Source organism: Pseudomonas sp. BF-B-30, assembly GCF_019956305.1.
In the GTDB taxonomy this organism is placed as follows: Bacteria; Pseudomonadota; Gammaproteobacteria; order Pseudomonadales; family Pseudomonadaceae; genus Aquipseudomonas; species Aquipseudomonas jessenii.
In genome coordinates, this window is the sequence record NZ_JAHBDG010000025.1 from 55,729 (window position 1) to 69,485 (window position 13,757).

General features: G+C 59.6%; 12 protein-coding genes. 4 read left to right on the plus strand and 8 right to left on the minus strand.

Going from position 1 to position 13,757, the window contains the following annotated elements:
• Positions 1–59: 59 nt before the first annotated feature.
• From KGB29_RS15085 to KGB29_RS15115, 7 genes are all read right to left on the minus strand, one after another.
• A complete protein-coding gene (locus tag KGB29_RS15085) occupies positions 60–1,475 on the minus strand; it encodes a sigma-54 interaction domain-containing protein (RefSeq protein WP_150814069.1) in 1,416 nt (471 codons plus the stop codon).
• A gap of 138 nt (positions 1,476–1,613) precedes the next feature.
• Positions 1,614–3,191 carry an ABC transporter ATP-binding protein gene (locus KGB29_RS15090; RefSeq protein ID WP_150814070.1) on the minus strand — a complete coding sequence of 526 codons (1,578 nt, stop codon included), beginning with the start codon at positions 3,189–3,191 and terminating at the stop codon, positions 1,614–1,616.
• A 26-nt stretch (positions 3,192–3,217) separates the two neighbouring features.
• Positions 3,218–4,240, minus strand: coding sequence for an ABC transporter permease (locus KGB29_RS15095; protein WP_150814071.1), 1,023 nt, complete (start codon positions 4,238–4,240; stop codon positions 3,218–3,220).
• Positions 4,240–5,301: a microcin C ABC transporter permease YejB gene (locus KGB29_RS15100; protein ID WP_102671498.1), complete on the minus strand. Its 1,062-nt coding sequence runs from the start codon at positions 5,299–5,301 to the stop codon at positions 4,240–4,242. The genes KGB29_RS15095 and KGB29_RS15100 overlap by 1 nt, the downstream gene beginning before the upstream one ends.
• On the minus strand, positions 5,301–7,169 hold the full coding sequence (locus KGB29_RS15105) for an extracellular solute-binding protein (protein ID WP_150814072.1): 1,869 nt from the start codon (positions 7,167–7,169) through the stop codon (positions 5,301–5,303). The genes KGB29_RS15100 and KGB29_RS15105 overlap by 1 nt, the downstream gene beginning before the upstream one ends.
• Before the next feature lie 135 nt (positions 7,170–7,304).
• A complete protein-coding gene (locus tag KGB29_RS15110) occupies positions 7,305–7,586 on the minus strand; it encodes a peptidylprolyl isomerase (protein WP_008051985.1) in 282 nt (93 codons plus the stop codon).
• A gap of 106 nt (positions 7,587–7,692) precedes the next feature.
• Positions 7,693–8,574, minus strand: a complete 882-nt coding sequence (locus KGB29_RS15115; RefSeq protein ID WP_150814111.1) for an esterase/lipase family protein — start codon at positions 8,572–8,574, stop codon at positions 7,693–7,695.
• Between the two features lie 335 nt (positions 8,575–8,909).
• On the opposite strand from KGB29_RS15115, the gene KGB29_RS15120 reads away from it, so the two are divergent.
• Complete coding sequence (locus tag KGB29_RS15120) at positions 8,910–9,974, plus strand: hypothetical protein (protein ID WP_150814073.1); 1,065 nt, start codon at positions 8,910–8,912, stop codon at positions 9,972–9,974.
• A 60-nt stretch (positions 9,975–10,034) separates the two neighbouring features.
• Here KGB29_RS15120 and KGB29_RS15125 read toward each other — a convergent pair whose 3' ends face one another.
• Positions 10,035–11,111: a 3-deoxy-7-phosphoheptulonate synthase gene (locus tag KGB29_RS15125; RefSeq protein ID WP_150814074.1), complete on the minus strand. Its 1,077-nt coding sequence runs from the start codon at positions 11,109–11,111 to the stop codon at positions 10,035–10,037.
• Positions 11,112–11,764: 653 nt separating this feature from the next.
• Between KGB29_RS15125 and KGB29_RS15130 the strand changes: the two genes are divergently transcribed.
• The 3 genes from KGB29_RS15130 to uvrC form a co-directional block, all read left to right on the plus strand.
• The gene (locus KGB29_RS15130; RefSeq protein ID WP_150814112.1) at positions 11,765–12,238 is read left to right on the plus strand and encodes a GNAT family N-acetyltransferase; all 474 of its coding nucleotides are present in this window, start codon (positions 11,765–11,767) and stop codon (positions 12,236–12,238) included.
• Between the two features lie 97 nt (positions 12,239–12,335).
• Positions 12,336–12,977 carry a UvrY/SirA/GacA family response regulator transcription factor gene (gene uvrY / locus KGB29_RS15135; RefSeq protein ID WP_032829778.1) on the plus strand — a complete coding sequence of 214 codons (642 nt, stop codon included), beginning with the start codon at positions 12,336–12,338 and terminating at the stop codon, positions 12,975–12,977.
• A 2-nt stretch (positions 12,978–12,979) separates the two neighbouring features.
• On the plus strand, positions 12,980–13,757 hold a 778-nt coding region (gene uvrC, locus KGB29_RS15140), incomplete at its 3' end, for an excinuclease ABC subunit UvrC (RefSeq protein WP_223616450.1).

Sequence of the window (13,757 nt, forward strand, 5' to 3'; positions counted from 1 at the left end):
CTAATGTGGGAGCGAGCTTGCTCGCGATGATCTATCTATCAATGGAGATTGCTGTCTCTCTATTGAGACTCGGCAATCCCCAGCGCCGCCATTTTCTTGTACAACGTCGACCGCCCCAGCCCCAGCCGCGCCGCCGCATCAACCACCTTGCCCCCGCATTGCGCGAGGGTGGTTTCGATCAATTGCCGGTCAAATCGCTCCCGCGCCACACTGAACGTCTCGTGGGCAAGCGGTTCGATGGTCAAGGGCGCCACGCGTTCCACCGGTATGAATGTACCGATCGCCCCGCGGATGTCCGCCACCGTCAGGCGCAAATCATCACTGAGCAGCGCGGCCCGCTCCAGCACATTGCGCAGCTCCCGGATGTTCCCCGGCCAGGCGTGTTGCCCCAGCAGTTCCAGGGCCTCGTGGTGCAATTCATGCTGGCTGCGCAGTTCTTCGAGAATGGCCTCACTGAGCGCCGGCACGTCATCGAGGCGGTCACGCAGGGGCGGAACCTGGATCGGCAGCACGTTGAGCCGGTAGTACAAGTCGGCGCGGAATTCGCCGCGCTTGATCGCGGCTTCCAGGTCCGTAGAGGTCGCGGCGATTACCCGCACATCGCTCTGGATCACTTCGTTGGAGCCCACCGGCTCGAATTCCTTTTCCTGCAGCACACGCAGCAGTTTGCTTTGCAGGGGCAGCGGCATGTCGCCGATTTCGTCGAGGAACAGCGTGCCGCCCTGGGCGATCTGCAATTTGCCGGCGCGGCCCTTGCGGTCGGCACCGGTAAACGCGCCTGGGGCGGTGCCGAAGAATTCGGCCTCCAGCAGCGATTCAGGAATCGCTGCGCTGTTGATGCTCACGAACGCCTTGTGCGCGCGGGGCGAGGCGTTGTGAATCGCCTGGGCCAGCAACTCTTTGCCGGTACCGGTTTCTCCGAGCAGTAATACCGGCGATTCGGTGCTCGCACTGCGCCGGGCGCGGCGTTTGACTTCCAGGCTGGCGGCGCTGGTGCCGATGAAGTGGGCGAAGTTGTATCTGGTCTGCCGCGCCCGCAGCAGCGAGCGGGTGGAGGCCAGTTCTTCCTGCATGCTCATGTAGCGCTTGAGCATCGGCGACAGGCTGCGCAATTCGTCGAACAGGGCGAAACCGATGGCGCCGATGACTACGCCGGCATCGTCGTGAATCGGCAGGCGCATGACCACCAGCGGTTCTTTGGAGGTGTCTTGCATATCCAGCAGAATCGGCCGGCCGGTGCGCACCACCTCACGCAGCAGGCTGCCGGGGATCACGCTTTCGCAGGGCTTGCCGATCGCGACTTCGGCCGATGGCAGGCCGAAGCGTCGGGCATAGCGCTCGTTCATCCAGACGATGTTGGCATCGCGGTCGACAATCACCGTGCCCTCGCTTGATTGTTCGATGATTTCGAACAGCGAACGGATCGCCAGCAAGCGAACGCGCTGGTAGTCCTTGAGGCTTTCGGTGGTGTTCATGGGTTTGATCCTGATGATTTATTGCCTGTGGCGGCCCCTTCGCGAGCAAGCCCGCTCCCACATGGGACTGTGAACGACACCGATCAACTGTGGGAGCGGGCTTGCTCGCGAAGGCCGCAACGCGGTTTAACGGCCAGATTATGCCTGCCCCAACATCGCCGCCGCCAATAGCTCCTTGGTGTACGGATGCTGCGGTGAGTCAAACACCTCATGGCTGGCGCCGCGCTCCACCACTTTCCCGTCCTTGATCACGATCATGTCGTGGGCCAGGGCGCGCACCACTGCCAGATCATGACTGATGAACAGATAGGTCAATCCGTACTTTTCCTGAAGCTGACGGAGCAGGGCGACCACTTGTTTTTGCACCGTGCGGTCCAGCGCCGAGGTTGGTTCGTCGAGCAGGATCAGTGCCGGTTTCAGCACCAGCGCCCGGGCGATGGCGATACGTTGACGCTGCCCGCCAGAGAACTCGTGGGGATAGCGATGGCGACTTTGGGGGTCAAGGCCGACTTCGTTCAGTGCCCGGATCACTTCGGCATTGCACTCTTCAGTGCTCAACTGGCTGTGCACTTCCAGGCCTTCGCTGATGATCTGCGCGACCGACATTCGCGGGCTGAGGCTGCCGAAAGGGTCCTGGAACACCACCTGCATCTTCTTGCGCCACGGCCGTAGCTGTTTTTGCGTCAGACCGTCCAGCGCCTGGCCTTGAAAGCGAATACCGCCTTCGGAGTCGAGCAAACGCAGGATCGCCTGGCCAAGGGTGGACTTTCCCGAACCGGACTCGCCGACGATGCCCAGGGTCTTGCCGCGTTGGATATTCAGGCTGATGCCATCCACTGCACGCAGCCAGGTCTTGCGCTGAAACAGGCCACCACCGACAGGAAACCGCACCTGCAGGTTGTCCACCTCCAGTACGTTTTCGCGCTCGTCCCGGGGCAAGGCTTCGCCCTCGGGTTCGGCGTGCAGCAGTATGCAGCTGTATGGGTGCCTGGGTTCGGTGAACAGGGTTTCGCACGGCGCCTGCTCGACGATTTCCCCGGCCTTCATCACGCACACGCGCTGGGCGATGCTGCGCACCAGATTGAGGTCATGGCTGATCAGCAGCAGCGACATGCCCAGCCGCTGTTGCAGGGATTTGAGCAGCAGCAGGATTTTGCGCTGCACCGTCACATCCAGCGCGGTGGTCGGTTCGTCGGCAATCAGCAGTTCCGGTTCACACGCCAGGGCCATGGCGATCATCACCCGTTGGCGCTGCCCGCCAGATAATTGGTGGGGATAGGCCTTGAGGCGCTCTTCGGGTTTCTGGATGCCTACCAGATGCAACAATTCGAGGATCCGCGCTTGCGCCGCCTTGCCCGCCAGGCCTTTGTGCACCAGCAAGGTTTCACCGATCTGTTTTTCGATGCTGTGCAGCGGGTTGAGGGAGGTCATCGGCTCCTGGAAGATCATCGCGATGCGATTACCGCGCAGTTTGCGCAACTTGCCGGCATCGGCGCCCACCAGTTCCTGGCCGCGATAGCGGATGCTGCCTGTCGTCTCGGTATCTGTTTGCGGCAGCAGTTGCAGGATCGAGTGGGCCGTCACCGACTTGCCCGAGCCCGATTCGCCCACCAGCGCCAGGCATTCGCCGGGGCGGATGTCCAGGCACAGATTGCGCACCACGGACTGGCCACTGAAGGCCACGCTGAGGTCACGGATTTCGATCAGATTGGTCATATCAACATCCGCATCAAGAGCAAGGGTCAAGACCGGGGATCAAAAGCGTCGCGCAGTGCTTCGCCAATGAACACCAGTAAAGAAAGAATCAGCGCCAGGGTGAAGAACGCCGTCAGGCCCAGCCATGGCGCTTGCAGGTTTTGCTTGCCCTGGCCGATCAGTTCACCCAGGGACGCGCTGCCCGCAGGCATGCCGAAGCCGAGGAAGTCCAGCGCCGTCAGGGTGGAAATCGCCCCGGTCAGAATGAACGGCAAGTAGCTCAAGGTCGCGTTCATGGCGTTGGGCAGAATGTGCCGCACGATGACTTTGCGGTCGGTCAGGCCCAGCGCGCGCGCGGCCTTGACGTATTCCAGGTTGCGCCCGCGCAGGAACTCGGCGCGCACCACGTCCACCAGGGCCAGCCATGAAAACAGCGCCATGATTCCCAGCAGCCACCAGAAATTCGGTTCGACGAAGCCCGACAGGATGATCAGCAGGTACAACACCGGCAACCCGGACCACACCTCCAGCAGACGCTGGCCGAGCAAGTCCACCCAGCCGCCGTAATAGCCTTGCAGGGCTCCGGCCGCGATGCCGATCAGGGCACTGACAAAGGTCAGCATCAAGGCAAACAGGATCGACACCCGGGCACCGAAGATCACCCGGGCCAGAACGTCCCGTGCCTGGTCGTCGGTGCCCAGCCAATTGATGCTGGAGGGCGGACTGGGGGCGGGTTTGTTCAGGTCGTAGTTAGGGGTGTCATCACTGAACGGAATCGGCGGAAACAGCAACCAGCCACCGTCCTTCCTGATCAGCTTCTGCACGTAGTCGCTGCGGTAGTCGGCCTGAAACGGCAGTTGTCCGCCGAACTCCTGTTCGGTGTGGCGCTTGAAGACCGGGAAGTACCACTGGCCTTGATAGCTGACCATCAGCGGTTTGTCGTTGGCGATCAGTTCGCCGCCCAGGGTCATCAGGAACAGGCCGACAAACAGCCAGAGCGACCACCAGCCCCGACGGTTTTTCTTGAACCGCTCGAAGCGGCGACGCGCCAGCGGTGAAAGCTTGAGCATCAGGCGTTCCTCGCGGCGAAGTCGATACGCGGGTCGACCAGGGTGTAGCAGAGGTCGCCGACCAGTTTTATCAGAAGGCCGAACAGGGTAAAGATGAACAGCGAGCCGAACACCACCGGATAGTCCCGGGATACCGCCGCTTCGTAGCTCATGCGGCCGAGGCCGTCGAGGGAGAAGATCACCTCGATCAGTAGGGAGCCGGCAAAAAACACACTGATGAACGCCTGGGGAATGCCCGACACCACCAGCAGCATGGCGTTGCGGAACACGTGCCCGTAGAGCACCCGTCGTTCACTCAAGCCCTTGGCTCGGGCGGTGACCACGTACTGGCGGGTGATTTCATTGAGGAACGAGTTCTTGGTCAGGATGGTCAGCGTGGCGAATCCGCCGATCACCAGGGCGGTCACAGGCAACACCAGATGCCAGAAGTAGTCGGCCACCTTGCCAAGGGTCGACAGCGATTCGAAGTTGTCCGAGACCAACCCGCGGACCGGAAACCAGTTCAGCGAAGTGCCACCGGCAAAGACTACGATCAGGAACATCGCAAACAGGAACGCCGGCATGGCATAGCCGATGATGATCGCGGTACTGCTCCAGATGTCGAATTGGCTGCCATGGTGCACGGCCTTGCGGATGCCCAGGGGAATCGACACCAGGTAGGTGATCAGCGTCGCCCAGAGTCCGAGGGAAATGGTCACGGGCATTTTTTCGAGGATCAGATCGGTGACGGTGGCGCCGCGGAAGAAACTCTTGCCGAAGTCCAGGCGCGCGTAGCTGGTGAGCATCAACCAGAGGCGTTCGTGTGCCGGTTTATCGAAGCCGTACTGCTTTTCAATGTCCTTGATCAGCTGCGGGTCGAGACCGCGACTGGCCCGGGACTTGCCGCTCACGGACTCGCCGGAACCGCCGCCGACCGCAGCGCCGCCAATGCCTTGCAGGTGCGCGATGGCCTGTTCGACCGGCCCGCCCGGTGCGGCCTGGACGATGACAAAGTTGACCAGAAGAATAATTACCAGCGTCGGAATGATCAGCAGCAGGCGCCGCAATATGTAAGCCCACATCAGTGCGGCCCTCCGGGTCTGCCACGGCTGATACGTTCGGCCGTCATCTGTTGGTTGGTCAATGGCGTGGTGCTCATCTCCCACCAGCTCTCGATGGCTTCGTCATTACTCGCTTGCACGTTCGGGATGCCGAAACGGTTCCACCACACCGTTGAGGTGCCCGGCGGGTAATAGTTGGGAATCCAGTAGTAGTTCCATTGCAGCACCCGGTCCAGGGCATGGGCGTAATGCAGCATGTCGGCCTGGGTATTGGCGCGGATCAGCCCGGTGATCAGGGTGTCCACTGCCGGGTTCTGCAAGACCATGTAGTTGTTTGATCCCGGGTCGGTGGCCGCCGCCGAGCCGAAATAATTGAGCAGTTCGTTGCCCGGGGAAGTGGTGACCGGGTAGCCGGTGACGATCATGTCGTAGTCGCGGCTCATCAGGCGATTGACGTACTGGGACGAGTCGATGCGGCGGATGTTCAGGTCGATGCCGATCTGTTTCAACGTACGTTTATAGGGCAACAGCAGGCGGTCCATGCCGTTCTGACTGACCAGGAACGTAAAGCTCAGCGGCTCGCCGTGGACATTGACCAGTTGGTCGCCATCGGGTTTCCAGCCGGCCTGTTCGAGCAAGTCCAGGGCCTGCAACTGCTTGTCGCGAATCACGCCGCTGCCATCGGTCTTCGGCGCCTCGAACACTTTGGTGAAGACTTCGTCGGGAATCTGCCCGCGCAACGGTTCGAGAATCGCCAGCTCACCCGCATCCGGCAGTTGCCGGGCCGCGAGATCGGTATTGGAAAAAAAGCTCTGCTGGCGGATGTACATGTCGCGCATCATCTGCCGATTGCTCCACTCGAAGTCCCACAGCATCACCAGCGCCTGACGCACGCGACGGTCCTGGAACATGGGCTTTTGCAGATTGAACACAAAACCCTGGGCCGGTTGCGGCGCCTCTGTGGCGAGGTGGGCTTTTTGCAGGCGACCATCGCTCAGGGCCGGGCTTTCGTAGCCGATGGAGTAAGCGGTGGCGGAAAATTCCCGGTTGTAGTCAAAGGCGCCGCCGCGCAACACCTGGCGCGCCACGTCGGTATCGCCGAAGTACTCGATGCTGAAATGATCGAAGTTGTACAGGCCACGGCTGACCGGCAGATCCTTGCCCCACCAATCGGGGTTGCGCTCGAAGGTGATGCTGCGCCCCGAATCGATCTTGCCGACTGTATAGGGACCGCTGCCCAGCGGCGCTTCATAGCCGCCGCCACCGGCGAAATCGCGGCTCTTCCACCAGTGTTCGGGAAACACCGGCAAGGTTGCGATATCCAGGGGCAGGGTGCGATTTTCGTTGTTCTTGAAATCAAAGCGGATGGTTAGTGGCGATTCCACTTCGACGCTTTTGACGTCGGCGAATTGGGTTCGGTAGCGCAGGCTGCCCTGGGTCATCAGCAGGTCGAAGGTGTAGCGCACGTCTTGGGCGGTAATCGGTTTGCCATCGGCAAAACGCGCCTTGGGGTTGAGGTAAAAGCGCAGGGACAGGCCGTCCTCTGAACGCTCCATCTTCTCAGCCACCAGACCGTAAACGGTATAAGGCTCGTCCAGCGAGCGTTGGGCCAGTGGCGAGTAGATCAAGCCGTCAATCTGTGTAACGCCGATGCCTTTGTCGATGTAAGGCAAAACATGGTCGAACTGACCGATTTCAATCGCCGAGCGCCGCATCGTGCCACCCTTGGGGGCCTGCGGGTTGGTGTAGGCGAAATGACTGAAGCCGGGAGGGTATTTCGCCGGTTCGCCGTACACGGTCATTGCCGGTTGCGGTGCCGCATGCACACCCGAGGCACCCATCAGCAGGGCCACGGCTGTGAACAGCAAAGTAGGGAAAGCCAGTCGCATTGTCAGCCTTAGAACCGGGAGGTCGTTAACGACAATTTGTACGCTAGCGGCGCGTCCCTCGCCAGCCGTATTGCGCGTTGAAAACACAACGGCCCACCAATAGGCGGGCCGTTGAGTGAATAGCTCAAGCGTCGATCAGTCCTGACGGCTGGTCACTTCCAGAAGGTGGAAACCGAACTGGGTCTTGACCGGGCCCTGGACCACGTTGAGCGGTGCGCTGAAGACCACGGTGTCGAATTCCTTGACCATCTGGCCCGGACCGAACGAACCCAGGTCACCGCCCTGGCGGCTGGAAGGGCAGGTGGAGTTTGCCTTGGCAACTTCGGCGAAATCGGCGCCAGCCTCGATTTGGGCCTTGAGTTCGTTGCACTTGGCTTCGGAGGCAACAAGGATGTGACGGGCAGTGGCTTTAGCCATGGGAAAATACTCCTTTCAATACTCGATAAAGTGCTGAGCCTACCGGATTCAGTGAGCTATTTCTCCTCAAAGTTCCGTTCCACGCGGGATCCGCGGCAGTCGGACCTCAAAGGCCGGCGTCCCTCAAGCGCCTGGCGTGCTGGACATACAGTTCAATCGGGTTGACACCTTTACGCAGTTGACCGGCCGGCTGGCCAATGGTGTCCAGATGATCCAGTGGATAGTCGGACCGGATAACCGTTCCCAGATGGGAGCTGAAACGACCGACCAAACCGTCGTTCTGCTCGCTTTCCGTGACGAAATAACCGGAAAGGGCTCGGCATAAGACGTTGAACGGATCGAGCGCATAAAGCCCTTCTTCGAGCGCATTCGACGGCAGCACGCCGCTCCACGAGTAGTAATGAACACCGTTGACCCGTTCGCACCCCTTGCCACCCCAGGTGGCTGGCAGTCCTTGTGGGTATTTGTCGTTGAATGCGCCTACGCCTTCGGTGGTCAGCGCGTTGAGGGCGGCAATGGCGTTCCGCGGTAGATACTGATTGTCGCTTAATGCCGCGAGGAAGTCGGCGAACAGGGTCACCACTGTCTCGGCCACATGTTCCGGCAGGCAGCCCGGTGTCAATGCCTTGCGCAGGAAATCGGCCAGTTCCGAACCATGGTTCGGCCCGCTGACGGAGGTGACCGATGCCACGCTGTGTGGCGCAATCGCTGCGGCATAACGTGCGGTCAGTGCGCCCTGGCTATGACCTATGAGGTTGACTTTGTGTGCACCGGTTCCTTCCAGTACCCGCTCGATCTGTGCGAGCAATTGGTCTCCGCGTACCTCGTTGTCATGGATGGCCGACAAGTGGGGAACGAACACCCTGGCTCCGGCGTTCCTCAGCGCCTGCCTGATGTCGTGAAAGAGCTCGAACTTGCCGATTCTTTCGAAGCCGAAAAGGCCGTGGACCAGCAGTATTGGGTAACAAGTGCTTGCATTCCTTTGCATGTTCATACCTTTACGCAGAAGTTCATTGGGACTGCATGGCGCTTCACTCTAAAACACTCGAGGTTGGCGCGATGTATGAAAAGTCCGGCGAAACTTGCGGAAAACGGAATAGAACAAGTGCGAATACCCACGAGTGGCTGAAGCCTTGGTCGGAATCGATTGAGGACTTTTCGCGGCAATCACCTTGTTGCTGATCAAAGACCTACTTTGCATGTATCGACTTTCCGAGCGGGTCGGCGTTTGAGGCCGACATCGCGATTGTTTGCCATGGGGTTAAATAGCCGTCCAGAGCCGGCCACCTGTCCGGTGTCTATTCCAGGGAATGGAGCGAATGAATGACTGCTTATGAACCCGATACCTTGAATCTCGCGCAGCAACCATTACCACCTCCCATGCTGGAGCAGGCGCAAAACGGTGTTCTGAACCCTTCTGACAAAAAAGCCGTCATCAGGGTCCAGCCGTATCCAGGCATGACCTGCGGCGACAAATTACTATTGAGTTGGGCGGGGCTGGATGCCGATGGCCTCGCCTGCAATCATCAGGTGGCGCGTTTTGTCAGTGAGGAACGGGTCGGCGAGGACATCATCTTTGCCGTAGGTAGTGCACATATCGCGGCGCTTGAGGGTGGCTCACTGGAAATCGGTTACTCACTGACGAGCACCCGATTTGCCGAGCCCGTGCATTCCCATCGTCTGCAGTTGAGTGTCGGTGACGTGCAATGCGACCTGTTGCCCGCGACGGTGAACGATGCGGTGGGTAGAACGCTTGATCCCGATAGGGTGAAAGAAGGGGCGATCGTTACGATCAAACCCTATGCGCGCATGGCGGCGGGCGACTGGGTGTTGCTGACTTGGGCGGGCGTTTCGGTCGACTCAAGTTTCAGTGATGCACTCAAGGTCGAGTCCTTCGCGGTGGGGGACGAACTGTCGTTTTGGGTCAGTCCGGAGTGCATTACGCTGAATCTGGGCTCCTCAGTGTCCGTCGATTATTGCGTCAAGCAAGCAGGGCAGGGGCCTCGTTATTCTGAAGTAACGGCACTGATGATTGGCATACTGGAGCGCCGACCACTGCAAGCACCCACTGTGCTGGAAGCCGACGAAGGTTGGGTGGACCTGCAGGATGCGCAGGATGGCGTGACCGTCGTCATCGAGAACGCCAGCGCTGAAAAAGGAGAACGGATTTACCTGGAGTGCGACGGGGAGAAACTCAATCACCATGACGACCGCGAAATAACCAGGGACACCGCTGGCGAGCCGTTGGTGTTCATCATTCCCTACCCGTTCTGGAGGGAACATCGAGATTCGGCGATCCGTATTTCCTATTCAGTCGAGCGCCTTGACGGCACCCGACAGCAATCGGGGGTGACGCTGGTTCAAGTGCAGTCCCTGATGGGACATTGATTGCCATTTGCCCTCCAGTCTTCCCATGAAGGCCGGAGGGCGCACGGATGATGTCGATTATCAGGCGTTGTTTGACGCTCGCAGCCGATCTGCCGCTTCAAGCAACAACTGTTCTGTCCCGGCCCAACCGAGGCAACCATCGGTCACCGACACGCCGTATCTCAATGACGAACTCAATGGCTGGCAGCCTTCGAACAAATGGCTCTCGATCATCATGCCGATCAGCGAACGATCACCTTGCAGGCGCTGTTCAAGTACATCGTTGAAAACGGCTGGCTGGCGCAACGGGTCTTTGCCGCTGTTGGCATGACTGCAATCGACCATGATTCGGGCCGGAATCCTGAGCCTGGTCAGGTCACTGTTCACCTGGGCGATGCTGGCGCTGTCGTAGTTCGGGCCGCGATGGCCGCCGCGCAGTACCAGGTGCGTGTCCGCATTACCCGGGGTTTGAATGATCGCCGGATGCCCCTGGCTATCGACACCGAAATGGCGATGGGGATGGGCGGCGGAGCGCATGGCATCGCTGGCGACGCCAACACCGCCGTCTGTCCCGTTCTTGAACCCTACAGGCATGCCCAGGCCGCTGGCCATTTCCCGATGGATCTGCGACTCCGTGGTCCGGGCGCCAATTGCGACCCAGCTCAACAGATCATCGAAGTAGCCGGCCGCCATCGGTTGCAGCAGTTCAGTGGCAACGGGCAGACCCAGGCGGAGCATTTCGCGCATCAACTCGCGGGACAGCGTCAGGCCGGCGGCCATGTCATCGCTGCCATCGAGGTGCGGGTCGTAGGCCAGGCCTTTCCAGCCAACCGTGGTACGGGGTTTTTCGACGTAGGCACGCATCACCAGCAGCATTTCGTCGCTGACTTCGGCGGCGAGGCGGGCAAGGTTGCCAGCGTATTCGAGGGCTGATTCGGGATCGTGTATCGAGCAGGGGCCGACGATGACCAGCAGGCGGGAATCTTCACCGTTGAGGATCGCGCGAACTGCCTGGCGGTGGGCGGTGACTTGCCGGGTCAGGGCGTTGCCGAGGGGCAATTGCTGTTTGAGTTGCAATGAGCTGGGCAGGCGCAAGGTCAGCGCTTCATTGGCAGGGCTCAAGGTGGACAGCGGCAGTGCAGAGACGGACGAGTTCATATTCAAGGCTTCCTGGGCTGGTGGCGGGTTCGTGCCCGCGCGCTCGGCCCTACTGGGGTGTTCGACAATTGGCCGGATTGGCTGCGTGTGTGTGCTTGCCACCTGTGGGTGACCGATCGGAGGCGGCAGGCTGTCCCGAGCGGAGGGTGGTAAATCGCCAGGCGGTAAAACTGTCGTAACGGTAATAAGTGGCGTAGTTCATGTTCTTAATCCTCTGAATGTCTGGTGTGTCGCTAAAAGTGTTGGGGCCGAAAAAACAAAACCCCCGGTCGGGAGGCCGACCGGGGGTTGAGAATTCTCTGGTGGCGACCCGTTTAAAGTGGGCGCCGTGTGGGTATCAGGCGCGCCAGTGGCTAAACCAATACCCAAAATAAAAGCTGACCGGAGCACAACCGTCGTTCACCCGGGCAGCAGCAACCGAGCGCGGGGCGCTGGCGGTACCAAGCTGTAAGAGGGCGTTGAACATGGTCTGTCTCCGATGGATGGGTCGAGCTTACTAGAGGCCGGTACGCAGATTCAATCAGAAAATGCTATCGGCCAACGTCGTCCCTTTCTATCGCTTGAGTACCCCGAAGGTTGTGACACACTCTGCGCTTCAATAAAAAACATATCGTCACAAGGACGCACCTGACCCTCGCCGTGGAGCTGGAATGATGGAATGCCAATGGCGTCCGGCAATACCGGATGACCTGGAATTTGCCCGCGAACTGACCCGTAGGGGCATGCTGCGTTACTACATTGAGCATGACCTGTTGTGGCTGGACGAAGCGTTTGACGTGGCCTGGGCCGGGCGGGACAACCGCTTGATCGCATGGGGCGACAAAGTGCTGGGTTATGTCAGCCTGAGCCGTGACGCCAGGGCCTTGTATATCCGTGAATTGCATATCGTCGAAGCGTTTCGTGGGCAGGGCGCTGGATCCTGGACGATCGATCAGGTACTGATTCTGGCGCGCCAGGAGCGGCGTCCGGCGTTGCGCCTGACGGTTTTCGAAAACAACCCGGCGCAAGCGTTGTACGAGCGCAAGGGATTGAGGGTAGTGGGCAAGGACGAATGTTTCCTGAGGATGCAGCTGGATATTCCCTGCCTGGATCGCTGCAACACGCTTGCGGCAAGCCTTTCAAGATGAATTGAAACTTTTAATCTGACGCTTTCCGCTAGGTCTGCCAGATGCTTTTTGCTAAGGTGTCTGACAACCCAATAAGACCAAATCGCGAGGTGTCTGCTTGATTAGGGTGCTAGTAGTCGATGACCATGATCTCGTTCGTACAGGCATTACACGAATGCTGGCTGACATCGATGGCCTGCAAGTAGTCGGCCAGGCCGAGTCGGGTGAGGAATCCCTGATCAAGGCGCGCGAGCTGAAACCCGATGTGGTGTTGATGGACGTCAAGATGCCGGGTATCGGCGGTCTTGAAGCCACTCGAAAATTATTGCGCAGTCATCCGGATATCAAGGTCGTCGCGGTGACCGTGTGTGAAGAGGACCCGTTTCCTACGCGGCTGTTGCAGGCCGGTGCGGCAGGTTACCTGACCAAGGGGGCAGGTTTGCCGGAAATGGTCCAGGCCATTCGCCTGGTGTTTGCCGGGCAACGCTACATCAGTCCGCAAATTGCCCAGCAATTGGCGATCAAGTCCTTCCAGCCGACCAACGATTCGCCTTTCGATGCCTTGTCGGAGCGGGAAATCCAGATCGCGCTGATGATCGTCGGCTGCCAGAAAGTACAGATCATTTCCGATAAACTGTGCCTGTCCCCGAAAACCGTGAACACCTACCGTTACCGCATCTTCGAAAAGCTTTCGATCAGCAGTGATGTCGAGTTGACGCTGTTGGCGGTTCGTCATGGCATGGTCGACGCCAGCCTCTGAAAATGAACGACACCTTTGATCCGAGCGCCTTTCTGTCGACCGTTAGCGGGCGCCCCGGTGTGTACCGCATGTTCGACAGCGAAGCGCGGTTGCTCTACGTCGGCAAGGCGAAGAACCTCAAGAATCGCCTGTCGAGCTACTTTCGCAAGACCGGGCTTGCCCCCAAGACCGCCGCGCTGGTAGCGCGTATCGCCCAGGTCGAGACGACGATCACCGCCAACGAAACCGAAGCCTTACTGCTTGAGCAGACGCTGATCAAGGAATGGCGCCCGCCCTATAACATCCTGCTGCGCGACGATAAATCCTACCCCTACGTCTTTCTCTCCGACGGAGAGTTTCCGCGCCTGAGCATTCATCGCGGCGCGAAAAAGGCCAAGGGCAAGTATTTCGGGCCTTATCCGAGTGCTGGCGCGATCCGCGAAAGCCTGAGCCTGCTGCAAAAGACGTTTTTCGTTCGGCAATGCGAAGACAGTTATTACAAGAACCGCACGCGCCCATGCCTGCAATACCAGATCAAACGCTGCAAGGCGCCCTGTGTCGGGCTGGTGGAGCCGCAGGTGTACGCCGAGGATGTCCGCCATTCGGTGATGTTTCTTGAAGGGCGCAGCAATGCACTGACTGACGAGTTGTCCGCCGGGATGGAAGAGGCGGCGATCAATCTCGAATTCGAACGTGCAGCCGAGTTACGGGACCAGATTGCGTTACTGCGCCGGGTCCAGGATCAACAGAGCATGGAGGGCGGGACCGGGGACGTCGATGTGATTGCCGCCTTCGTCAACC

Excerpts from the sequence above, each read along its gene's own strand:
- KGB29_RS15110 (WP_008051985.1), bottom strand. The coding sequence starts at position 7,586 with ATGGCTAAAGCCACTGCCCGTCACATCCTTGTTGCCTCCGAAGCCAAG.
- KGB29_RS15105 (WP_150814072.1), bottom strand. The coding sequence starts at position 7,169 with ATGCGACTGGCTTTCCCTACTTTGCTGTTCACAGCCGTGGCCCTGCTG.
- KGB29_RS15095 (WP_150814071.1), bottom strand. The coding sequence starts at position 4,240 with ATGCTCAAGCTTTCACCGCTGGCGCGTCGCCGCTTCGAGCGGTTCAAG.
- KGB29_RS15090 (WP_150814070.1), bottom strand. The coding sequence starts at position 3,191 with ATGACCAATCTGATCGAAATCCGTGACCTCAGCGTGGCCTTCAGTGGC.
- KGB29_RS15120 (WP_150814073.1), top strand. The coding sequence starts at position 8,910 with ATGACTGCTTATGAACCCGATACCTTGAATCTCGCGCAGCAACCATTA.
- KGB29_RS15085 (WP_150814069.1), bottom strand. The coding sequence starts at position 1,475 with ATGAACACCACCGAAAGCCTCAAGGACTACCAGCGCGTTCGCTTGCTG.
- KGB29_RS15100 (WP_102671498.1), bottom strand. The coding sequence starts at position 5,301 with ATGTGGGCTTACATATTGCGGCGCCTGCTGCTGATCATTCCGACGCTG.
- KGB29_RS15115 (WP_150814111.1), bottom strand. The coding sequence starts at position 8,574 with ATGCAAAGGAATGCAAGCACTTGTTACCCAATACTGCTGGTCCACGGC.
- KGB29_RS15125 (WP_150814074.1), bottom strand. The coding sequence starts at position 11,111 with ATGAACTCGTCCGTCTCTGCACTGCCGCTGTCCACCTTGAGCCCTGCC.
- KGB29_RS15130 (WP_150814112.1), top strand. The coding sequence starts at position 11,765 with ATGGAATGCCAATGGCGTCCGGCAATACCGGATGACCTGGAATTTGCC.